17 protein-coding genes are annotated in these 21,386 nt (G+C 65.5%); 8 read left to right on the top strand and 9 right to left on the bottom strand.

Annotated elements, in window-relative coordinates; genetic code table 11:
• The first annotated feature begins 33 nt into the window (after positions 1 to 33).
• The 5 genes from PFLCHA0_RS12985 (at position 34) to PFLCHA0_RS12965 (ending at position 6,336) form a co-directional block, all read left to right on the top strand.
• On the top strand, positions 34 to 1,269 hold the full coding sequence (locus tag PFLCHA0_RS12985; protein WP_015635269.1) for a 3-methyl-2-oxobutanoate dehydrogenase (2-methylpropanoyl-transferring) subunit alpha: 1,236 nt from the start codon (positions 34 to 36) through the stop codon (positions 1,267 to 1,269).
• 1 nt (position 1,270) lies between these two features.
• A complete protein-coding gene (locus PFLCHA0_RS12980) occupies positions 1,271 to 2,329 on the top strand; it encodes an alpha-ketoacid dehydrogenase subunit beta (RefSeq protein ID WP_011060829.1) in 1,059 nt (352 codons plus the stop codon).
• Positions 2,330 to 3,634, top strand: coding sequence for a dihydrolipoamide acetyltransferase family protein (locus PFLCHA0_RS12975; RefSeq protein ID WP_015635268.1), 1,305 nt, complete (start codon positions 2,330 to 2,332; stop codon positions 3,632 to 3,634).
• A gap of 3 nt (positions 3,635 to 3,637) precedes the next feature.
• On the top strand, positions 3,638 to 5,029 hold the full coding sequence (lpdA, locus tag PFLCHA0_RS12970) for a dihydrolipoyl dehydrogenase (RefSeq protein WP_015635267.1): 1,392 nt from the start codon (positions 3,638 to 3,640) through the stop codon (positions 5,027 to 5,029).
• A gap of 287 nt (positions 5,030 to 5,316) precedes the next feature.
• On the top strand, positions 5,317 to 6,336 hold the full coding sequence (locus tag PFLCHA0_RS12965; protein ID WP_015635266.1) for a branched-chain amino acid aminotransferase: 1,020 nt from the start codon (positions 5,317 to 5,319) through the stop codon (positions 6,334 to 6,336).
• A gap of 95 nt (positions 6,337 to 6,431) precedes the next feature.
• Here PFLCHA0_RS12965 and PFLCHA0_RS12960 read toward each other — a convergent pair whose 3' ends face one another.
• From PFLCHA0_RS12960 to PFLCHA0_RS12950, 3 genes are read right to left on the bottom strand one after another with little or no spacing between them, the layout of a single operon-like run.
• Entirely contained in the window at positions 6,432 to 7,133 is a 702-nt protein-coding gene (locus PFLCHA0_RS12960) for a hypothetical protein (RefSeq protein WP_015635265.1), read from the bottom strand.
• A 12-nt stretch (positions 7,134 to 7,145) separates the two neighbouring features.
• Positions 7,146 to 8,039 carry a TIGR03915 family putative DNA repair protein gene (locus PFLCHA0_RS12955; protein WP_015635264.1) on the bottom strand — a complete coding sequence of 298 codons (894 nt, stop codon included), beginning with the start codon at positions 8,037 to 8,039 and terminating at the stop codon, positions 7,146 to 7,148.
• Positions 8,036 to 9,256, bottom strand: coding sequence for a putative DNA modification/repair radical SAM protein (locus PFLCHA0_RS12950; RefSeq protein ID WP_015635263.1), 1,221 nt, complete (start codon positions 9,254 to 9,256; stop codon positions 8,036 to 8,038). Before PFLCHA0_RS12950 ends, PFLCHA0_RS12955 begins: the two co-directional genes overlap by 4 nt.
• 178 nt (positions 9,257 to 9,434) lie before the next feature.
• On the opposite strand from PFLCHA0_RS12950, the gene PFLCHA0_RS12945 reads away from it, so the two are divergent.
• A complete protein-coding gene (locus tag PFLCHA0_RS12945) occupies positions 9,435 to 10,085 on the top strand; it encodes an SEL1-like repeat protein (protein ID WP_015635262.1) in 651 nt (216 codons plus the stop codon).
• A gap of 66 nt (positions 10,086 to 10,151) precedes the next feature.
• Here PFLCHA0_RS12945 and PFLCHA0_RS12940 read toward each other — a convergent pair whose 3' ends face one another.
• Together PFLCHA0_RS12940 and PFLCHA0_RS12935 are read right to left on the bottom strand one after the other, a co-directional pair.
• Entirely contained in the window at positions 10,152 to 11,318 is a 1,167-nt protein-coding gene (locus PFLCHA0_RS12940; protein ID WP_015635261.1) for a DUF1624 domain-containing protein, read from the bottom strand.
• A gap of 180 nt (positions 11,319 to 11,498) precedes the next feature.
• Positions 11,499 to 12,470 (bottom strand): DMT family transporter, encoded by a 972-nt coding sequence (locus tag PFLCHA0_RS12935; RefSeq protein ID WP_015635260.1) that lies wholly within the window; start codon positions 12,468 to 12,470, stop codon positions 11,499 to 11,501.
• Positions 12,471 to 12,581: 111 nt separating this feature from the next.
• Here PFLCHA0_RS12935 and PFLCHA0_RS12930 point away from each other — a divergent pair, with 111 nt between their 5' ends.
• Positions 12,582 to 13,379 (top strand): AraC family transcriptional regulator, encoded by a 798-nt coding sequence (locus PFLCHA0_RS12930; RefSeq protein ID WP_015635259.1) that lies wholly within the window; start codon positions 12,582 to 12,584, stop codon positions 13,377 to 13,379.
• 11 nt (positions 13,380 to 13,390) lie between these two features.
• On the opposite strand, the gene PFLCHA0_RS12925 is transcribed toward PFLCHA0_RS12930, so the two are convergent.
• From PFLCHA0_RS12925 to PFLCHA0_RS12910, 4 genes are all read right to left on the bottom strand, one after another.
• Positions 13,391 to 14,188 carry a transglutaminase family protein gene (locus tag PFLCHA0_RS12925; protein WP_015635258.1) on the bottom strand — a complete coding sequence of 266 codons (798 nt, stop codon included), beginning with the start codon at positions 14,186 to 14,188 and terminating at the stop codon, positions 13,391 to 13,393.
• Complete coding sequence (locus tag PFLCHA0_RS12920) at positions 14,185 to 15,135, bottom strand: alpha-E domain-containing protein (protein ID WP_011060816.1); 951 nt, start codon at positions 15,133 to 15,135, stop codon at positions 14,185 to 14,187. Before PFLCHA0_RS12920 ends, PFLCHA0_RS12925 begins: the two co-directional genes overlap by 4 nt.
• Positions 15,136 to 15,138: 3 nt before the next feature.
• Positions 15,139 to 16,548 (bottom strand): circularly permuted type 2 ATP-grasp protein, encoded by a 1,410-nt coding sequence (locus PFLCHA0_RS12915; RefSeq protein WP_015635257.1) that lies wholly within the window; start codon positions 16,546 to 16,548, stop codon positions 15,139 to 15,141.
• A 441-nt stretch (positions 16,549 to 16,989) separates the two neighbouring features.
• Entirely contained in the window at positions 16,990 to 17,487 is a 498-nt protein-coding gene (locus PFLCHA0_RS12910; RefSeq protein ID WP_015635256.1) for a P-loop nucleotide/nucleoside kinase family protein, read from the bottom strand.
• Positions 17,488 to 17,777: 290 nt separating this feature from the next.
• Between PFLCHA0_RS12910 and PFLCHA0_RS12905 the strand changes: the two genes are divergently transcribed.
• Positions 17,778 to 21,380, top strand: coding sequence for a transporter substrate-binding domain-containing protein (locus PFLCHA0_RS12905; protein ID WP_015635255.1), 3,603 nt, complete (start codon positions 17,778 to 17,780; stop codon positions 21,378 to 21,380).
• Positions 21,381 to 21,386: the final 6 nt, after the last annotated feature.

Raw genomic sequence — 21,386 nt, 5'->3', positions numbered from 1 at the left:
ACAAGAAATCCACAAGATCGAGCGTAGAAAGCCATGACCCCAGCGTATGCACCGCTACGCCTGCACGTTCCCGAGCCCTCGGGGCGTCCCGGCTGCAAGACCGACTTCACCTACCTGCGTCTGAACGATGCCGGCCTGGCCCGCAAACCTCCTATCGATATCGAACCTGCCGACTGCGCCGACCTGGCCCGTGGCCTGATCCGCGTGCTCGACGATCAGGGCAACGCCCTGGGCGACTGGGCCGCGGACGTGCCTGTGGAGATCCTCCGCCAGGGCATGCGCGCCATGCTCAAGACGCGGATCTTCGACAACCGCATGGTGGTCGCCCAACGGCAGAAGAAGATGTCCTTCTATATGCAGAGCCTGGGCGAGGAAGCCATCGGCAGTGCCCAGGCCCTGGCGTTGAACCTCGACGACATGTGCTTCCCCACCTACCGCCAGCAAAGCATCCTGATGGCCCGGGAAGTGCCGCTGGTGGAGATGATCTGCCAACTGCTGTCCAACGAGCGCGATCCGCTCAAGGGGCGCCAGCTGCCGATCATGTACTCGGTGAAGGAATCCGGGTTCTTTACTATCTCCGGCAACCTGGCGACCCAGTTCGTGCAGGGCGTGGGCTGGGGCATGGCCTCGGCGATCAAGGGCGATACCAAGATCGCCTCGGCCTGGATCGGCGACGGCGCCACCGCCGAGTCGGACTTCCACACCGCCCTGACCTTCGCCCACGTCTACCGCGCACCGGTGATCCTCAACGTGGTCAACAACCAGTGGGCGATCTCCACCTTCCAGGCCATCGCCGGCGGTGAAGCCACCACCTTCGCCGGACGCGGCGTGGGCTGCGGCATCGCTTCCCTGCGGGTCGACGGCAACGATTTCATCGCCGTCTACACCGCCTCGCGCTGGGCCGCCGAACGTGCCCGCCGCAACCTTGGCCCGACCCTGATCGAGTGGGTCACCTACCGCGCCGGCCCGCACTCCACCTCCGACGACCCGTCCAAGTACCGCCCGGCCGACGACTGGAGCCACTTCCCCCTGGGCGATCCGATTGCCCGCCTCAAGCAGCACCTGATCAAGATCGGCCAGTGGTCCGAAGAGGAACACGCCGCGGTCAGTGCCGAGCTGGAAGCCCAGGTCATCGCCGCCCAGAAGGAAGCCGAGCAGTACGGCACCCTCGCCGGCGGCCAGATCCCCAGCGCCGCGACCATGTTCGAGGATGTCTACAAGGACATGCCCGAGCACCTGAAACGCCAACGCCAGGAACTGGGGATCTGAAATGAACGATCACAACAACAATATCCAGCTGGACACCGCCATGACCACCACCACCATGACCATGATCCAGGCCCTGCGCTCGGCTATGGATGTGATGCTCGAGCGTGACGACAACGTCGTGGTGTTCGGCCAGGACGTGGGCTACTTCGGCGGCGTGTTCCGCTGCACCGAAGGCCTGCAGGCCAAATACGGCACCTCGCGGGTGTTCGACGCGCCGATCTCGGAAAGCGGCATCGTCGGCGCGGCCATCGGCATGGGCGCCTACGGCCTGCGCCCGGTGGCGGAAATCCAGTTCGCCGACTACGTCTACCCGGCCTCGGACCAGATCATTTCCGAAGCCGCGCGCCTGCGCTATCGCTCCGCCGGCCAGTTCACCGCGCCCATGACCCTGCGCATGCCTTGCGGCGGCGGCATCTACGGCGGGCAGACCCATAGCCAGAGCATCGAGGCGATGTTTACCCAGGTCTGCGGCCTGCGCACCGTGATGCCGTCCAACCCCTACGACGCCAAGGGCCTGTTGATCGCCTCCATCGAGAACGATGACCCGGTGATCTTCCTCGAACCCAAGCGCCTGTATAACGGCCCCTTCGACGGCCACCACGATCGCCCGGTAACCCCCTGGTCGAAACACCCGGCGGCCCAGGTGCCGGACGGCTACTACAAGGTCCCCCTGGACGTGGCGGCCATCGCCCGCCCGGGCAAGGACGTGACCATCCTCACCTACGGCACCACCGTCTATGTGTCGCAAGTGGCGGCCGAGGAAACCGGCATCGACGCCGAGGTCATCGACCTGCGCAGCCTGTGGCCCCTGGACCTGGACACCATCGTCAAGTCGGTGAAGAAGACCGGCCGTTGCGTGGTGGTGCATGAAGCCACCCGCACCTGCGGTTTCGGCGCCGAACTGGTGTCGCTGGTGCAGGAACACTGCTTCCACCACCTGGAAGCCCCGATCGAGCGCGTCACCGGTTGGGATACGCCGTATCCCCACGCGCAGGAGTGGGCATATTTCCCAGGGCCGTCCCGAGTGGGCGCGGCGCTGCAACGGGTCATGGAGGTCTGAATGGGCACGCACGTTATCAAGATGCCGGACATCGGCGAAGGCATCGCGGAAGTTGAACTGGCGCAGTGGCACGTCAAGGTCGGCGATCAGGTAGTGGAAGATCAGGTTCTGGCAGACGTGATGACCGACAAGGCGATGGTCGACATCCCCTCCCCGGTGCACGGCAAGGTCATCTCCCTGGGCGGCGAGCCCGGTGAAGTGATGGCGGTGGGCAGCATCCTCATCAGCATCGAGGTCGAAGGCGCGGGCAACCTCAAGGAATCCGCCCAGGCAGCCGCACCGGCGGCAAAAGAGCCGGCAGCTATTAATAAGCCCGTGGCCGCCGCGCCAGTGGCCCAAGCCCCCAAAGCGGAAAAAACCGTCGCCAGTCCAGCAGCAGCCTGCCGCCCAGCGCCCCAGGCACCGGTGGCCCGGGAAGCCGACGAGCGTCCGCTGGCCTCGCCGGCGGTACGCAAGCACGCCCTGGACCTGGGCGTCCAGCTGCGCCTGGTGCAAGGCAGCGGCCCGGCCGGGCGCATCCTGCACGAAGACCTGGACGCCTACCTGGCCCAGGACAGCCAGCCGCTCAAGGGTTACTCGGCGCCAGGGGCCGGCTATGCCGAGCGCCATGATGAAGAGCAGATCCAGGTCATTGGCATGCGCCGCAAGATCGCCCAGCGCATGCAGGAGTCCAAGCATCGCGCCGCGCACTTCAGCTATGTCGAGGAAGTGGACGTCACCGCCCTGGAAGAGCTGCGCATCCACCTCAATGAAAAGCACGGCGCCACCCGCGGCAAGCTGACCCTGCTGCCGTTCCTGGTGCGGGCCATGGTCGTCGCCCTGCGCGACTTCCCGCAGATCAACGCCCGCTATGACGACGAAGCCCAGGTCATCACCCGCCACGGCGCGGTGCATGTCGGGGTCGCCACCCAGAGCGACGTCGGCCTGATGGTACCGGTGGTGCGCCACGCCGAGGCCCGCAGCCTGTGGGGCAACGCCGAGGAAATCGCGCGCCTGGCCCAGGCCGCTCGCAGCGGCAAGGCCGCCCGGGATGAACTGTCCGGTTCCACCATCACCCTCACCAGCCTCGGCGCGCTGGGGGGGATCGTCAGCACGCCGGTGCTGAACCTGCCGGAAGTGGCGATTGTCGGGGTCAACCGCATCGTCGAGCGGCCCATGGTGATCAAGGGCCAGATCGTGATCCGCAAGATGATGAACCTCTCCAGCTCCTTCGATCATCGGGTGGTCGACGGCATGGACGCTGCGCAATTCATCCAGGCCATTCGCGGCCTGCTCGAACAACCCGCCACGCTGTTTGTGGAGTAAGACATGCAACAGACTCTCAATACCCAACTGCTGATCATCGGCGGCGGCCCTGGCGGTTACGTGGCGGCGATCCGTGCCGGCCAGCTGGGCATCTCCACCATTCTGGTGGAAGGCCAGTCCCTGGGCGGCACCTGCCTGAACATCGGCTGCATCCCGTCCAAGGCGCTGATCCATGTCGCCGAGCAGTTCCACCAGACCCGCCACCACAGCCAGGGCTCGGCCCTGGGCATCGAAGTGGCGGCGCCAACCCTGAACATCGGCAAGAGCGTGGAATGGAAGGACGGCATCGTCGACCGCCTGACCACCGGGGTCGCCGCGCTGCTGAAGAAAAACAAGGTCCAGGTGATTCAGGGCTGGGCCAGGGTCATCGACGGCAAGACCGTGGAAATCGAAGGCGCCGATACCCGCATCCAGTGCGAGCACCTGCTGCTGGCCACCGGTTCGAAAAGCGTCAACCTGCCGATGCTGCCCATCGGCGGGCCGATCATTTCCTCCACCGAGGCCCTGGCGCCCAAGACCCTGCCCAACCGCCTGACCGTGGTCGGCGGCGGCTACATCGGCCTGGAACTGGGCATCGCCTACCGCAAGCTCGGGGTCGAGGTCAGCGTGGTGGAGGCCCAGGAACGCATCCTGCCCGCCTACGACGGCGAACTGACCCAGCCGGTGCTGGACTCGGTGAAGCAGTTGGGGATCAAGCTCTACCTCAAGCACAGCGTGCTGGGCTTCGATGCCGCCAGCAGCAGCCTGCAGGTACGCGAGCCCAATGGCGACACCCTGAACCTGGCCACCGACCAGGTACTGGTGGCGGTGGGCCGCAAGCCCAACACCCAGGGCTGGAACCTGGAAAGCCTGAACCTGGACATGAACGGCGCGGCCATCAAGATCGACCACCGGTGCCAGACCAGCATGCGCAACGTCTGGGCCATCGGCGACCTGAGCGGTGAGCCGATGCTCGCGCACCGGGCCATGGCCCAGGGCGAGATGGTCGCCGAGCTGATCGCCGGCAAGCACCGGGAATTCAACCCGGCAGCGATCCCCGCGGTGTGCTTCACCGACCCGGAACTGGTGGTGGTGGGCAAGACCCCGGACGAGGCCCGCGCTGCCGGCCTGGATTGCATCGTCAGCAGCTTCCCGTTCGCGGCCAATGGCCGGGCCATGACCCTGGAATCGAAAAGCGGTTTCGTGCGGGTGGTGGCCCGAAGTGACAATCACCTGATTGTCGGCTGGCAGGCAGTGGGAGTCGGAGTCTCCGAGTTGTCCACGGCGTTCGGCCAATCCCTGGAAATGGGCGCGCGCCTGGAAGACATCGGCGGCACCATCCACGCCCACCCGACCCTGGGTGAAGCGGTCCAGGAAGCGGCGCTGCGGGCACTGGGCCACGCCCTGCATCTGTAACCATTCAAGGGGCACACAGGACAGTGCCCAGGTAGGAGCGAGCTTGCTCGCGAAAGGGCTGACGGGGATAGCCAAGCGTTCGCGCCGGGGCCTTCGCGAGCAAGCTCGCTCCTACAGGGGTATGGGGCTGTTAGGGGGGAAGCTTCATAAGCAGGCTAAGTTTTTTTGCGCCCCCTCCCATCGTCCGGGATGCGGCACGCCCCCGGAATGCAGTATTGTTGTGCCCATCCAAAAAAACGTCAGAAGCCTTGAGCCGTTCCGACGGTTGTTAAGCGATAGAGGGTGTCATGGGTAACGAAAGCATCAATTGGGACAAGCTGGGTTTTGACTACATCAAGACAGACAAGCGCTATCTGTCGCACTGGCGTAACGGCGAGTGGGACGCAGGCACCCTGACTGAAGACAATGTGCTGCACATCAGCGAGGGCTCCACCGCCCTGCACTATGGCCAGCAATGTTTCGAAGGCCTCAAGGCCTACCGCTGCAAGGACGGTTCGATCAACCTGTTCCGTCCGGACCAGAACGCCGCACGCATGCAGCGCAGCTGCGCCCGCCTGCTGATGCCGCAGGTCTCCACCGAACAGTTCATCGAAGCCTGCAAGGCCGTGGTCAAGGCCAACGAACGCTTCATCCCGCCCTACGGCACCGGCGGCGCGCTGTACCTGCGCCCGTTCGTGATCGGCGTCGGCGACAACATCGGCGTGCGCACCGCGCCGGAGTTCATCTTCTCGATCTTCGCCATCCCGGTCGGCGCCTACTTCAAGGGCGGCCTGACCCCGCACAACTTCCTGATCTCCAGCTACGACCGCGCGGCCCCGCAAGGCACCGGCGCGGCCAAGGTCGGTGGCAACTACGCCGCCAGCCTGATGCCCGGCTCCCAGGCCAAGAAAGCCAGCTTCGCCGACTGCATCTACCTCGACCCGCTGACCCACAGCAAGATCGAGGAAGTCGGTTCGGCCAACTTCTTCGGCATCACCCACGATGACAAATTCGTCACCCCCAACTCGCCGTCGGTGCTGCCGGGTATCACCCGCCTGTCGCTGATCGAGCTGGCCAAGACCCGCCTGGGCCTGGAAGTGGTCGAAGGCGACGTGTTCATCGACAAGCTCTCGGACTTCAAGGAAGCCGGCGCCTGCGGCACCGCCGCGGTGATCACGCCGATCGGCGGCATCCAGTACCAGGACAAGCTGCACGTGTTCTACAGCGAAAAAGACGTCGGCCCGATCACCCAGAAGCTCTACAAAGAGCTGACCGGCGTGCAGACCGGCGATGTTGAAGCGCCAGCGGGCTGGATCGTCAAGGTCTGATCCCCCCTGCTTCAGCCGAGCCCGCCCCTGCTTGCCAGGGGCGGGCTTTTTCATGCCTGGAGCCTGCAGAATGCCAGCCGAAGGCGGGGCTCCCCTCAGAGGCTGATACCGAACAACATCAGCACCTGTTGCGTTCCATCCACCACCAGCAGCGCGGCCTGGGATGCCATCAAGGTGTAGAAAAAGCTCGCGATCAACACGCAGAGCTCGAACCAGACGAACATCGGCCAGTTGCTGGCGCGCAGCGGCCGCTCCTGCATGAGCTGCCTCACGCCGTTGCGTGGCAGGTGATAGACGATCTCGAACACCTTGGTCTCGCGAAAATTCTTGAACACTGCATACATCACGGCAAAGCCGGTGACAGCCGCCATCCACCAGAAACCGACCAGTTCCACCCCGCTCTGCCCCTGGAACTGGAGGCTGGCGCTCTGTTGAAAAAAAGGAATGCCCACCGCTGAAACCAAAGGCATCACGACCCCGAAGTAGACCACCAGCCCCAGGCTGGCCATGGCCACACCGCTGGCAAACACACTGATGCGGATCACCCAGGCAAGAAACCCGGGGGAAAACTTCGAATAGGCCCTCTGGGTTTCGATCACCAGCAAGGGGATCAGCATGGTCAGCACTCCAACCGCGATGTCCACGACCTTGAACCCGGTCTTGGGCAGCAGCAGCAGCGCCGCCAGGAAGGTCACGCCGCGGCTGCCCACCCGCCACATCATCTTCGCGTCGTCAGTCACTCCCTTCGACCAGAATTCCTCGGTAATGCCCTTGCCGTCATCCACGCCGTCATCCATTGGCTGCCTGCCTCATTGTTCAAAGCCGCCCATTGTCAGGGAAGGCCCTGGGGCCTGCCCAGCGCTATCGCCGCGCGGCTGGCCGATCCGCTTGCCTGGCCGTGCTGCCACCTGGCTGGCCTGGCCGTCGCGCTGCTTGCCGTGGCGAGCCTGGTTGATCAGTGCCGGAATCAGCGGCCCCTCCGGCAGGTGCTTCCAGAAGCGCGCCGGCAAATGCCCCTGCATCACCCGGGGGTTGAGCCGCGCCGGGTTGAAGATATGGCTGTAGTAGGCCAGCCACAGCTCGCCCCCGGGGTCTTCACCGGCCTGGGCCAGTTGCCGCCAGGCGCTGGGGCAGCGCCTGTGGTGGTGCAGTTGCGTACCGTCGAAATACACCCCGTCCCGGGGCGTGGCGATCATCCAGCGGTGGCGCCCCATGCGCCCGATGAAATGCCGGCTGGCCTGGGCCAGGATGTCGTGGGCCGGCTCGTGCCAGGCCACGTATTCAGGCTGCTCGGCCAGCTGTGAGCGGCCCGCGGGCAAGCTGACGAAGCGCACGAAGGCATGCAGGTGATGGGCCTCGCGGCCGACTTGCTTGATTCGCCGCTGCAACTCGCTGCCCAGTTGATCGCCGCTGAGCATGGCCGTGCGGTCGCCATGGCTGACCCGCCACAGCACCTCGTACAACAGGCTCCAGCGCTGCTCGCCGCGATAGCAGGCGGCCCGTTCCAGCAGCTCCAGCAGGGCCAGGGGAATCCGCGCACGAAACGGACCGGGCTGCTCAGGGCAAGCCTCATCGCTGGCGAACAGATCGGCCTCCTGCGTCCCGGACCAACTGACCCGGCTCGGGTCGATGGAATGGCTGAGCAGCCAGCGCGCCTGCTGGCGCCAGGTGTCGAACAGGTCGTCACAGTCCAGGCTGATCATCCCCAAAGCCCCATCTGCTGCGGTTGCGGGCGTTCCCGCAGTTGCTGGTAGAGCAGCGCGCTGCTGGTCTCCGCCTGCTGCGGGTGATAGTCGCTGGTGATAAAGAACGGCCTGGCCTTGCTCAGCACACAGCGCATGCGCGCCAGGTCCTCGTAGCGGATACGCCGCTCGCGGCGCAGTTCCACCAGGCGCTGGGTAGTGCGTAGGCCGATCCCCGGAATGCGCGAGATCAGCGCCGGTTCGGCACGGTTCAGGTCCAGGGGAAACACGCTGCGGTTGTCCAGGGCCCAGGCCAGCTTGGGGTCCATGTCCAGGGCCAGGTGCCCCGGCCCCTGGAACAGTTCGTTGGCGCTGAAGCCATAGCCGCGCAGCAGGAAGTCGGCCTGGTACAGGCGGTGCTCGCGCATCAGCGGTGGCGCGGCCAGGGGTACGCTTTTCGGGCTGTTGGGAATCGGGCTGAAGGCCGAGTAATAGACCCGGCGCAGGCGGAAGTTGCCGTACAGCGCCTCGGCGCTGTGGAGGATGGTGCTGTCGTCGGTGTCATCGGCGCCGACGATCATCTGGGTGCTCTGCCCGGCCGGGGCGAAGCGCGGCGCCCGGGGCTCGTTGAGCACCGTCTGCTCGCCGGTATAGATGGTGCCCATGGCCTGCTTGATCGAACCCAGGTGCTTTTCCGGGGCCAGGGCCTTGAGGCCCTGGTCGGTGGGCAGCTCGACGTTGACGCTGAGGCGGTCGGCGTAGCGCCCGGCCTGCTCGATCAGCAACGGGTCGGCGTCGGGGATGGTCTTGAGGTGGATGTAGCCACGGAACTCGTGCTCTTCGCGCAGCAGCCTGGCCACCTGCACCAGTTGCTCCATGGTGTAGTCCGCCGAGCGGATGATCCCCGAGCTGAGGAACAGCCCGCTGACGCAATTGCGCCGGTAGAAATCCAGGGTCAGGCGCACGACTTCCTCGGGGCTGAAGCGTGCCCGGGGTACGTCGCTGGAACGGCGATTGACGCAGTACTGGCAGTCGTAGAGGCAGAAATTGGTCAGCAGCACCTTGAGCAGCGAGACGCAGCGCCCGTCCGGCGTATAGCTGTGGCAGATGCCCATGCCATTGCTCGAACCCAGCCCGCTCTTGCCTTCGGAACTGCGCTTGGGCGCGCCGCTGCTGGCGCAGGAAGCGTCGTACTTGGCGGCATCGGCGAGGATGCTCAGCTTGTCGATCAGTTGCATGGTCGGGCCCGGATACTGTTTTTATATACAGTACAGAGTAAAACCCCGGGACCACAAGAGAGCTGCCGGGGGCAAATTGAAAAAAAACGTCTCGCCACCCCGTCGGCAGCCTGGAGCTATTGGCGAAAATCCTTAAGATACCCCCCGCGCCCACGCCCCCTGGAAAGGACTCTGCCCCATGCATCGCCTCTACCGTTTCTGCCTGTTCGGCATGGCCTTGCTGTCGAGCATTGCCGCCAGCGCCGCGCCCACCGACCAGGAACTGATCGCTGCCCTGTACGCCAAAGTCCAGGCCCGGCAGGACTGGCAGGCCCAGGCCAGGCAATGCCCCGGCGACAACATGCCGGCCAGGGCCGCGATACGGGTCACGCAGGCCAACCGCTGCGAAATCCCGGAGCAGCTGGGGGCCTGCCTGCAGCGCTGCGAGGCCGGCGACGGCAACGATTGCTACTGGCTGGCAACCACCCTGCAACAGGCCAAAGGGCCGGTCGAAGGCTATGAACCGCTGTACCAGCGCGCTTGCAGCCTGGGCCTGGTCTCCGGCTGCACCAACCGCGCCGCCGGCATGCTCACGGCCGACGCCGACAGCCAGGGCACCCGGCACTGTGCAGTGCAGACCTTCAACAAGGCCTGTGAGCTGGATGACCCCTGGGCCTGCACCATGTACGGCTTCCACCTGAGCCGGGGCATAGGCGTAGCGCCCGACGCCGATCTGGCGCTGAAGGTGCTGGATAAATCCTGCAAGTACGGCCCCGCCGACCCGGCCTGCAGCGGCGCTCGCCAGTTGCAGGAAGAAATCCGCGAGGCCATTCGCGCTGCGCGGCCCTGACAACCGTCGGGGGATGCTTTCGCCGGCCAGCCGGCTGCTGCGCAACGCGTACCGGCGAACCCTCCCTCAAAAGTACTTCAGCCACCCCAGGTCGCGACGCCGTGCCTTGAGCCGGGCAAAGGCCCGCACCGGCGGGTAGAGCAGCACCGCCAGCAGCGGCGTGATCAGCCATAGCCAGCCCAGCGAGTCGAAGCCGAAGTAGGCCCCCTGGTTGCGCCCCAGCAGCGCCACGGCCAGCAGGTACAGGCCCTTGAGCACATACAGGTGCAGCAGGTAGAAGAACATCGGCGCGCCACCAAACACCCCGAGCACCGCGACCCAGCGGTGTGCCTGGCAGCGCTCCAGGGCGCGCAGCACCAGCAGCCCCACACCCAGGGTCAGGGCGATGAACAGCAGCGACGGTGGGTACTTGGTGATGTTGAAAAAGCTCATCAGCGTTTGCAGGCCGCTGTCGCCACTGACCCAGGGCCGCTCGCCATAACCGTTGAGCAGGCGCAGCAGGACAAACCCCGCCAGCGCCGCCAGCCCGCACAGCAGCAACCGCCGCTGACGCCGCGCGCTATCGGCCTCGGCGGCAAACCACGGCCCCAGCCCATAGCCCAGGCCAATCACGCCTATCCACGGCAACAGCGGATAGGAGGTGCGCAGGCGCAAGGCATCGCCGAACTCGATCCAGCCCCTGTCGTGCAGGATCGCCCAAGGCACCTGCAGCGCCTCGCCCGCGGCGAAATGCACGCCATCGAGCAGGTTGTGCCCGCCGATCAGCAGCAGGCTCAGCACCAGCAGCACCGCGCGCGGCAACCACAGCAGCGCCGACAGCGCCAGCATGCTCAGGCCGATGACCCAGATCACCTGCAGGTAGATCACGCTCGGCGGCATCTGCCCGGTCCAGGCGAAGTTCACCAGGGTCAGTTCCAGCAGCACCAGGAACAACCCGCGCTTGAACAGGAAGGCACTGGCCTCGGCCCGATTGCCGTGCTTGTGGGCGAACAGGCTGGCCGAAAGCCCGGTCAGCAGCACGAAGACCGGCGCACACAGGTGCGCCAGGGTACGGCTGAAAAACAGCCCGGGCTCGGTGGTGGCCACGTCCATGGGATCGCTGACCTGCCGGTGCAGGAAGAAGGTTTCGCGGACGTGGTCCAGGAGCATGAACAGCATCACCAGGCCGCGCAGCGCGTCGATGCTCAGCAAGCGCGCGCCGAGGCGCACGGGAGGATGGGCTGAAGAAATCATAGGGAGGGATCGCAGCGTCAGGTTCAGAGAGTGGGCGTCAGCTTGGCTAAGCAGGACAATTTGTCGTTACTTTATAACATCAACGATTGATCCGAAACCTTGTCCGCAACCGTTGCTGCGGGCACGACACGCTCAAGACCACGGGCGAGCCGACGCCAGCCGCGGCCAGTGGGTCTAGCCTCAGGCGCGTGGCCCGCTCCCGGGCAGGCTCGCCGGCGCAGCAGCGACCTGGGTGTTGCGTTTGAGCCGCTGGCGCAGCCACTCGTAGCCGCTGACCATGACAATCCCCGCCAGCACCAGCAACGCGCCGAAAATGAAGTTCGGCTCCAGCGGCTCATGCAGCAGCCAGACCCCGAAACCGATGCCGAACAGCGGGGTCATGAACGACAGCACCCCGAGCCGCGAGGCCTGGTAGCGGCGCAGCAGGGTGAACCAGATCAGGAAGCTGGCGAACGACACCACCAACACCTGAAAGCCCAGGCTGGCGACCACCAACGGAGTGAAATGGATGCTGGTCTGATCGGTCAGCAGCGCCGCCAGCCCGAGCCAGACAAAGGCCCCCAGCAGTTGATACTGCAGGGTCCGGGTGGTGGGGCTGGAGGCTAGCCGCGAACAGCGCACCACCACGGTGGTCGCGCCCCAGGCGACCCCGCCCAGCACCCCGAGAAAATCCCCCAGCAGCACATGGCTGCCACCGCCGTGCCCGGCCGCGGCGGGGCCGCTAAAGGCCACGACTATGCCGCCAAAGGCCACGCTGATACCCAGCCACTGCGCGAGTTTCAACCGCTCGGCCGGCATCAGCCAGTGCAGCCCCAGGGCGGCGAAGATCGGCGCGGTATAGAGAAAGATCGCCATGTGCGACGCCGTGGTGTAGCGCAGCCCTTCACCCACCAGCAAAAACTCCAGGGCGAACAGCCCGCCCACCAGCAGGCCCGGGCGCCAATGGCCGTCGCCCAGCCCCAGGCGCTCGCCGCGCCAGCACATCAGCAGGCCCACCAGCAGCGCCGCGCCGCCGGAGCGCAGGGCAATCTGCAGCACCGGGGCGATGTCCGATGCAGTGGCCTTGAGCGCCACCTGCTGCAGGCCCCAGATCGCGCACAGGCCGACCATCAGGCTGCAGGCGGTGGCATCCAGGGGTTGGCGAGTGGCCATGGCAGATCCTTCATCGAGAAAAAGTGATGAAGGATTGTCCGCCTGACAGTTTTCCTAGATATAGTTTTAATCCGCCAGCCCATAGCACTTATCCGCCAACCGGTGCCCGCCGTGAACAAAGCCGCGCAACAGTTGCACCTGCCGCCTTTCAGCGAAGCCCTGCCGGCGCCGATCTTCTTTCGCGCGGCCAACCTGCCGGCCCACGCCACCTACCCGCGCCACCGCCATCCGTGGGGCGAGTTCGTCTATGCCTACAGCGGGGTGATGGAAATCGAGCTGGGTGACCACCATTACCTGGCGCCGCCGCAGTACGGCATCTGGCTGCCGCCGAATGTCGAGCACATGGGCTTCAACCGCCACGAAGCCTGCCACTGCTCGCTGTACCTGGCGCCCGAGCTGTGCGCCGCCCTGCCCGCCCGGCACTGCGCCCTGAGCCTCAGCCCGCTGGTCCTGGCGCTCCTGGACGACCTACGCCAGGCGCCACCGGGTCTGCCCCAGAGCGACGAGCAACAGCGCCTGTTGCAGGTGCTGGTGGACAAGCTGGGGCATGCCTCCTGCGCCGGCAGCTACCTGCCCTCGTCCGACGACCCGCTGCTGGGCCCGGTGCTGCGCACCCTCAAGGCCAACCCAGGCGACCCGCGCTCGCTGCCGCAACTGGCCCATGCCGCCAACACCAGCGAACGCACGCTGATGCGGCGCAGCCAGCGCGAGCTGGGCATGTCACTGGTGGAATGGCGCCAGCGCCTGAAGGTGGTGCAGGCCCTGGCCCTGCTGGAACAGGGACGGACCGTGGAAAGCATCGGCCTGGACCTGGGCTACAGCAGCGCCTCGGCCTTTATCAGCATGTTCCGGCGGATGATGGGTACCACCCCGGATGAATACCGCCGCCAAGCCATGGGCCGCGACTGAGCCCGACGCGCCTATTGATGCTGCACCTGCATCATGGAACTGACCTGCACCTGCGCGTGCATCTGCTCCGCCCCGCCACCGCGACGCATGCCGCGTACCGGGCAGGCGTCCAGATAATCCAGGCCCACCGCCAGTTTCAGGTGGCGCTCGGGGCGGTCCAGGCGGTTGGTCACATCGAAGCTGTACCAGCCGTCATCCAGCCAGGCTTCGGCCCAGGCATGGCTGGCCAGGTGGCTCTGGTCCTCGGTGCACAGGTAGCCAGACACGTAGCGCGCCGGTATGCCCAGGCTGCGGGCGCAGGCCAGGAACGCATGGGTGTGGTCCTGGCAGACGCCGGCACCGCCGGCAAAGGCTTGCGCGCCGGTGCTGCCGACCCCGGTGGCGCCAGGGCTGTAGGGCATGTGCTCGGCCAGGGCCTGCATCAGCTCGATCAGCGCGGCGCGATCGCGGCGCTCGCCACAATGCTGTCGGGCAAAGTCGCTCAGGGCCGGGTCGGCCTTGCTCAGGTGGCTGCTGCGCAGGAACGGCAGCGGCGACTGGCTGTCGCCCTCCACTTCGCGCAGCGGGTCGATCTGCACTTCGCCGAAAGCGCTGAGGACGATCGCGCCGTGGGGCTCGTCCAGGGTCATGACGTGGAGGATGTTGCCGTAGGGATCGAGCTGGGCACGCACCCGCCGCGGCAGCTCCAGGTGCCATTGGAGGATCTGCTGGCGCAGGCTGTTCTGGGGCGTCAGGCGCAGAAACTGGATGCTGGTGCAGACTTCATCGGTGTAGCTGTAGGTCGTGTCGTGACGAATGGACAGTTTCATACCACCTCCAGATAGGACTCGTGCACGGTTTGCCCCAGGTGGCGGATCTGAGCGATGCAGTCGGTCAGCCACTGGTGCAGCCCGGAGTCGAGAATCTCGTTGATCCCGGTGTAGCGCAGCCGCGCATTCAGCTCGGCGGCCAGGCGCTGTGCCGGGCGGCCGTTGTCCCCCGGCAGGGCGGCGAGGATCTGGTCCAGCTCCTCGACGCAGGCGTGCAGCGAGCGCGGCACATCGGCGCGCAGCAGCAGCATTTCGGACACCTGCTCGGCCCCCGGGGCGTTGCGGTAGATCTCGTTGAACGCCTCGAAGGAGGACAAGGCGCGGAGCAAGGCGCTCCACTGGTAGTAGCCGCGGGCCGAATCGTCGCTGACCTCCTCGGACTCCTCGCCGAACATTTCATAGCGCGCATCCAGCAGGCGCAGGGTGTTGTCGGCGCGTTCGATAAAGGTCCCCAGGCGGATGAAGCGATAGGCATCGTTGCGCATGATGGTGCCGGCGGTAGCGCCGCGGAACAGGTGCGAACGCTCCTTGACCCACTCGCAGAACTGGCTGATGCCGTAGCGCCCCAGGCCGTTGCGGGCGATGTTGCGCATCTCCAGCCAGGTGGCGTTGATGTTTTCCCACATGTCGGCGGTGATCCGCCCGCGCACCGCGTGGGCGTTGCTGCGTGCCGCGCGCAGGCAGCAGTAGATGCTGCCCGGGTTGCTCTCGTCGAGGGCGAAGAAATGCAGCATGCGCTCGCTGTTGAGTTCGCCGTGGCGCTGGTGGTAATCGTCCAGGGTGCCGGCGGCCAGCAGCGACATGGCCAGTTCGGCCTGGCCGTCGCCGCGCCCGGCCTGGGGCATCAGCGACAGCGAGTAACTGACTTCGAGCATGCGTGCCAGGTTCTCGGCACGCTCCAGGTAGCGGGACATCCAGTACAGATCGGCTGCGGTTCTTGAAAGCATGGTTCAGTCCTCCACCACCCAGGTGTCTTTGGTGCCGCCGCCCTGGGACGAGTTGACCACCAGCGAGCCCTCGCGCAACGCGACCCGGGTCAGGCCGCCGGGCACCAGGCGGGTTTCCCGGCCCGAAAGCACGAACGGCCGCAGGTCGATATGCCGCGGCGCGATGCCGCTTTCGACAAAGGTCGGGCAGGTGGACAGCGACAGGGTCGGCTGGGCGATATAGGCCTCGGGCCGGGCCTTGATCCGCACGCGGAATTCCTCGATCTGCGCCGCCGTGGCCGCCGGCCCCACCAGCATGCCGTAGCCGCCGGAACCCTGGGTTTCCTTGACCACCAACTGCGCCAGGTTGGCCAGCACGTGGGACAGTTCGGCGGGCTTGCGGCACTGCCAGGTGGGCACGTTCTTGAGGATCGGCTCCTCGCTCAGGTAGAAGCGGATCATCTCGTCCACATAGGGGTAGATCGACTTGTCGTCGGCCACCCCGGTGCCCACGGCATTGGCCAGCACCACGTTGCCGCAGCGGTAGGCGGCGATCAGCCCGGGCACCCCGAGCATGGAATCGGGGTTGAACGACAGCGGGTCCAGGTAGGCGTCATCCAGGCGTCGGTAGATCACGTCCACCGCCTGGGCACCGGCGGTGGTGCGCATGTACACCCGGTCGTCACGCACGAACAGGTCGGCGCCTTCCACCAGTTCCACGCCCATCTCCCGGGCCAGGAACGCATGTTCGAAATAGGCACTGTTGAAGCGCCCCGGGGTCAGCACCACCACGGTCGGGTTATCCAGGGGGCTGGAGCTTTTCAGGGTGTCCAGCAGCAGGTTCGGGTAATGGTCGATGGGCGCGATGCGCTGGGCGGCGAACAGCTCGGGGAACAGGCGCATCATCATCTTGCGGTCTTCGAGCATGTAGCTGACACCGCTGGGGGTGCGCAGGTTATCTTCGAGCACGTAGTAGCTGCCGTCGCCGTCGCGCACCAGGTCGACCCCGGCGATATGGGCATAGATGCCGCGGTGCAGGTCCAGGCCCTGCATCGCCATCTGGTAGCCCTCGTTGGCCAGCACCTGTTCGGCGGGGATGATGCCTTCCTTGAGAATCCGCTGGCCGTGATAGAGGTCGGCGAGGAACAGGTTCAGCGCCTGCACCCGCTGGATGCAGCCGCGCTCCACGGTGCGCCATTCGCTGGCCTTGATGCTGCGGGGAATGATGTCGAAGGGAATCAGGCGCTCGGTGCCCTGCTCGTCACCGTACAGGGTGAAGGTGATACCGGCGCGGTGGAACAGCAGGTCGGCTTCGCGCCGGCGCTGGTCCAAAAGTTCCAGAGGAGTGTCCGCCAGCCAGCGGGCAAACCCCTGGTAGTGAGGCCGGCAGACGCCATCGGCAGCATACATTTCATCAAAGAAAGCGCGGGACATAGCCAACTCCTTGCCGTGACGTGAACGGCTTTTTATTTGAACCCTGTGTGTGCGTGACCCGGCTTCGAGCGTGAGGGGCACAGCCCCCCTGAAAGAGTGATAGCAATCGCTATGCCGCAAATGCACGGTGCGCCGCCCCGGAGGTGGCCCGTGGCAAAAATAACCTCTTAGCGACAAATAGATTCAAAAAAGAGACACAAAGAAAGCTGGAGAACACCCAGCAGCAAAGCCCCAGCAGCGTAGCCGGCGCCGCTCGTGGCTCTGCGCGAACAGAATCGGTGCACAAAGCCCCCGCGCTGAATGTTTTGCCCCGTTATCGGGAGCTTTCCGGCCAATGCCGCCCCACAGCGCGGCCTCGAGGCGCCATCGCGGGGCCCTGAGCACTGACCATCAGCGCACCATCAAGGTTCAAAGACTTGGCGCCGCTGCTCCTGGCCAACCTCAGGCGCCCTGCAGGCACGCCAGAATCAGGGCCAGCGCCTGCTGCGGTGAGAGCTGCGCGGTATCCAGGCGTAGAGGCGAGCTCGCCCAGGGCTGATAGTCATGCTCGAGCACCGATTGCCAACTGGGCGGGCGCAGGCCCGGCACGTCCAACTGGCGGGTCTCGACCCGGCGCCGATGCTCCGCAAGATCGGAGCACACCACCTCGATCTCCAGCAGCCTCACCCCCTGCCTGCTGGCCAGGTCCTGCCAGGCCTGGCGGCTTTCCTGCACCGGATTGACGCAGTCGGCCAGTACCCGGTTGCCCAGGGCCAGGTTGGCCTCGGCCAGTTGCAGGGCAATCTGGTAGCCGGCCTTGCCCACCTGCGCCAGGCCAGCGTCACGCAGGCCCTGTTCGATGCTGTCGATGCGCAGGTAGGTGGCCGCCAGGTGTGGCGCCAGGGTACGGGCGATGGTGGTCTTGCCGGTGCCCGGCAAGCCGCTGAAAACGATGAGCATGCAAGGCCCTGCCAACGTTGAAGGACGCACAGCTTTACCACTATTGCCACAGGCGTCCAGCCCCGGGCTTGAGGACGGGCCGCCACTAGCCCTGATCCAGGGACGCCCGACCACCGCCCGGCAGCGCACTTGCCCAAGCCCCGGCAACCCAGGAAAATGGGCCGATTTTCTGCGCCCTCCCGTGATCTATATTGACTTCCAGCATTGACGGTAGGCTCTTGTATGGTGGCTGCTCAGCCTGCCACTCCTTCTCGACTCATCCTTGGGCCGTTATTCGTTCAGGAGCCCCAATGCCTCGCTTCATCCTGCCCATGCTGATGTGGCTGACATGCCTCCCGGCGATGGGCGACCCCGCGCGCGCCTTGCAACTGCTCAACTATGAATCTCCCCACCACCAGCCACTGCCATTGAGCGGCGACGATTGGCAATGGCTGCGCAACAAGCGTGAACTGGTTCTGGGCACCTCGCAGCAAAACCTGCCACCGCTGGAAATGGTCAACGAAGCCAAGGAATACGAAGGCATCACCGCCGACTATGCCGGCCTGCTGGGCGATGCCCTGGGCGTGAAGATCAGCGTTCGCGCCTATGACACCCGCGAGCAGGTGTTCAGTGCCCTGGCCAAGGGTGAGATCGACTTCATGGGCAGCGTCACTCAAGGCGAGGCCGAGCGACGTCAACTGTTGCGCAGCCAGACCTATCTGGCCACTCGCCCGACACTGGTCGCTCGCCTGGGGGATTCACCGTCGCTGAAAAACGGTTTGCAGGGGTACAGGCTGGCCATTTCCCTGGACACCATCAGCCTGCCCGTGGCCCAGGCCATGTACCCCAAGGCCCGGATCGAAAGCTATACCAGTGCCGATGCGGCCATGGCCGCGGTAGCCTTCGGCGATGCCGACATGCTGCTTGGCGACGCGGTGCTGGCGCAGTTTCTGATCTCGCGCAACTACAGCGACTACCTGCGGATCATCTACAGCGGCCCGGCCAGCACCAGCGGCTTTAGCTTCGCGATGGCCCCGGACAACCAACGCTTGCAGCACCTGCTCGACAACGCGCTGCAAGCAGTCCACAAGGAGCAAGGCACCAGCATCCGCAATCGCTGGGGCGACCGTCTGCTGCTGAGCATGGAGAAAACCAGCCTGACGGCCGAGGAACAGCGCTGGATCGAAAACAACCCGGTGGTGCGCATCGGCATTCACCGCTACCTGCCGCCGATGTCCTACTTCGACGCCGACAACAATTACCTGGGCATTACCGCCGACCTGCTGACCATGCTGGAGGCCAAGACCGGGCTGAGCTTCGACATCACTGCGCTGCCCAGCTTCAAGGACCTCAACGAGGCCGTGCGCAACGGCCGGGTGCAGATGGTTGCCGACCGGGCGCGCACCCCAGAGCGCGAAACCTACCTGCAATTCACCCGGCCCTACCTGGTCGGGCCCTACATGCTGGTCACCCGCGACGCCGCCGATGCGCCGAAAAGCCTCGAAGACATGGCCGGCAAGACCCTGTTGATCGGCAGCGGGCATGCCCTGGTATCGCAGTTGCGCCAGCGCTATCCACAGATCCGCATCAAAGAGGTGCAGACCAACTTCGAAGCCCTGTCGCTGCTGCGCGACCACAAGGCAGACGGCACGGTGCAGGCGGAAATCGCCGTCAGCTTCAACCTGCCGCGCATCAAGGAGGACCAGCTCAAGGTCAGGCCAGCCCTCGACCTGCCGTTGCTCAATGAATCCTTTGCCGTGCGCCGTGACCAGCTGGAGTTGTTCAGCATCATCGACAAGTCCTTGCGCAGCATCTCGCCCGACGCCATCACCGAGCTCAACAATCGCTGGCGCTCCAAGGCCGCCGTCGCCCCGCCCTCCTGGCGCGACTACCGCACCACCCTCTACCTGGCCGGGGCCGGTTCGATACTCCTGTTACTGATCTCCCTGGCCTGGGGCTACGCCATGCGACGCCAGGTTCGCCAGCGCGAACAGGCCGAACACGCCCTCAACGATCAGTTGCGCTTCATGGACGCACTGATCAACGGTACGCCCAACCCGATCTACGTGCGCGACCTGAAGCGGCGCCTGGTGATCTGCAACGACAGTTACCTGAAGAGCATGGGCAGCGATCGCCAGAGCATGCTGGGGACCGATCTGGAACAACTGACGGTGCCCGAAGCCGAGCAGTTCGCCAAGGACCTCCAAAGCATCTTCGACGGTGGCCCGCCCTTGCTGATCGACCGTACGGTGCATATCCGCGGCCAGGAGATGCGGATCTACCACTGGATGCTGCCCTATCGAAATGCCGAGGGCGAAATCCAGGGCATCATCGGCGGCTGGCTGGACATCAGCGAGCGCCAGCAACTGCTGCAAGAGCTGACCCAGGCCAAGGATGAGGCAGACAAGGCCAACCGGGCCAAGACCACCTTCCTGGCCACCATGAGCCATGAGATCCGCACGCCCATGAGCGCGGTGCTGGGCATGCTCGAACTGGCGCTCAAGCGCGCCGACCAGGGCCAGCTCGACCGGCCTTCGATCGAGGTGGCCTACGGTTCGGCGCAAACCCTGCTGGAACTGATCGGCGATATCCTCGACATTGCCCGGATCGAGAGCGGCCACCTGAGCCTGAGCCCTGCGCGAGCCAACCTGCGGGGGCTGGTGGAGCCGGTGTTCCGGGTCTTCGACGGCCTGGCCCGGCAAAAGGGCCTGCGCCTGGAGTTGGAGCTGGACAGCCACGCCGGTGACGATGTGCTGGTGGATCCACTGCGCTTCAAGCAGATCCTCTCCAACCTGATCAGCAATGCCATCAAGTTCACCCAGCAAGGCGGTGTACAGGTGCGCCTGGCGACCGGGCCCAGCGAACCGGAGTACCTGGCGTTGCTGCTGACGGTCAAGGACAGCGGCATCGGCATCGCCGCCGACGACCTGCAACAGTTGTTCAAGCCGTTCAGCCAGGTGCTCGGGCAGCATCAGGATGCCCGTTCCGGCACCGGCCTGGGGCTGGTGATCTGTCGCACCCTGTGCGAAATGATGGGCGGCACCCTGACCCTGCACAGCCAGCCCGGGCAGGGCACCGAGGTGCAGGTGCAACTGCGCCTGAGCCGCCTGCCCGCCCTGCCGCAGGCCCCCACCGTGCTCCCGCCGGCAGCGCCAGCGGTCGCCGCGCGGCAGGCGCTGCACATCCTGGTGGTGGATGACAGCCAGGCCAACCGGCAGTTGCTCTGCGAGCAGTTGAAGTACCTCGGCTACTCGTTGAGCCAGGCATGCAATGGCGCCGAGGCGTTCGAGATCTGGCACCAGGAGCCCTTCGACCTGGTCATCACCGACTGCAACATGCCGGTCATGAGTGGCTATCAACTGGCCCGGCATATTCGCGCGAGCGAACGCGAACAGCAGCGCACGCCAGTGCACATCCTCGGCTTTACCGCCAATGTCCAGCCTGAAGAGGAACAGCGCTGCCGCGATGCCGGAATGAACGGTTGCCTGTTCAAGCCCATCGCCCTGCCCGACCTCGACCTGCGCCTGCGCCACCTGGCCGCGCTGCCCCGCGTGCAATCGCAGGCCCCCCGCGAGCGCTATGACATCCAGCAGCTCGACTACCTCACCGATGGCGACCCCAAGGTCATCCAGCGAGTACTGCGCAGCTTGCACCAGAGCAACCAGCAAGACCTCATGCACATCCGCGAACTGCTGGCCAGCGAGACCCACCAGGGGGTTGCCGACCTGGCCCATCGGATTCGCGGCGCGGCACGAATCATCAAGGCGCAGGCGCTGATCCAGGAATGCGAATACCTGGAGCAAGCCTGCCTGCAGGGCGCCGCCAGCACCGAGATCAAGGCCGCACTGGCTCGCCTGGAGCAGGCCATGCTGGGGCTCGATCGCGACCTGCTCGATGCCCTGCAGCCCGAATGAAGCACG

Origin of the sequence: Pseudomonas protegens CHA0, from assembly GCF_000397205.1 — a bacterium.
Classification (GTDB): domain Bacteria; phylum Pseudomonadota; class Gammaproteobacteria; order Pseudomonadales; family Pseudomonadaceae; genus Aquipseudomonas; species Aquipseudomonas protegens.
The sequence above is the reverse complement of the archived record's forward strand: the minus strand, read 5'-3'. Positions and strand labels throughout refer to the sequence as shown.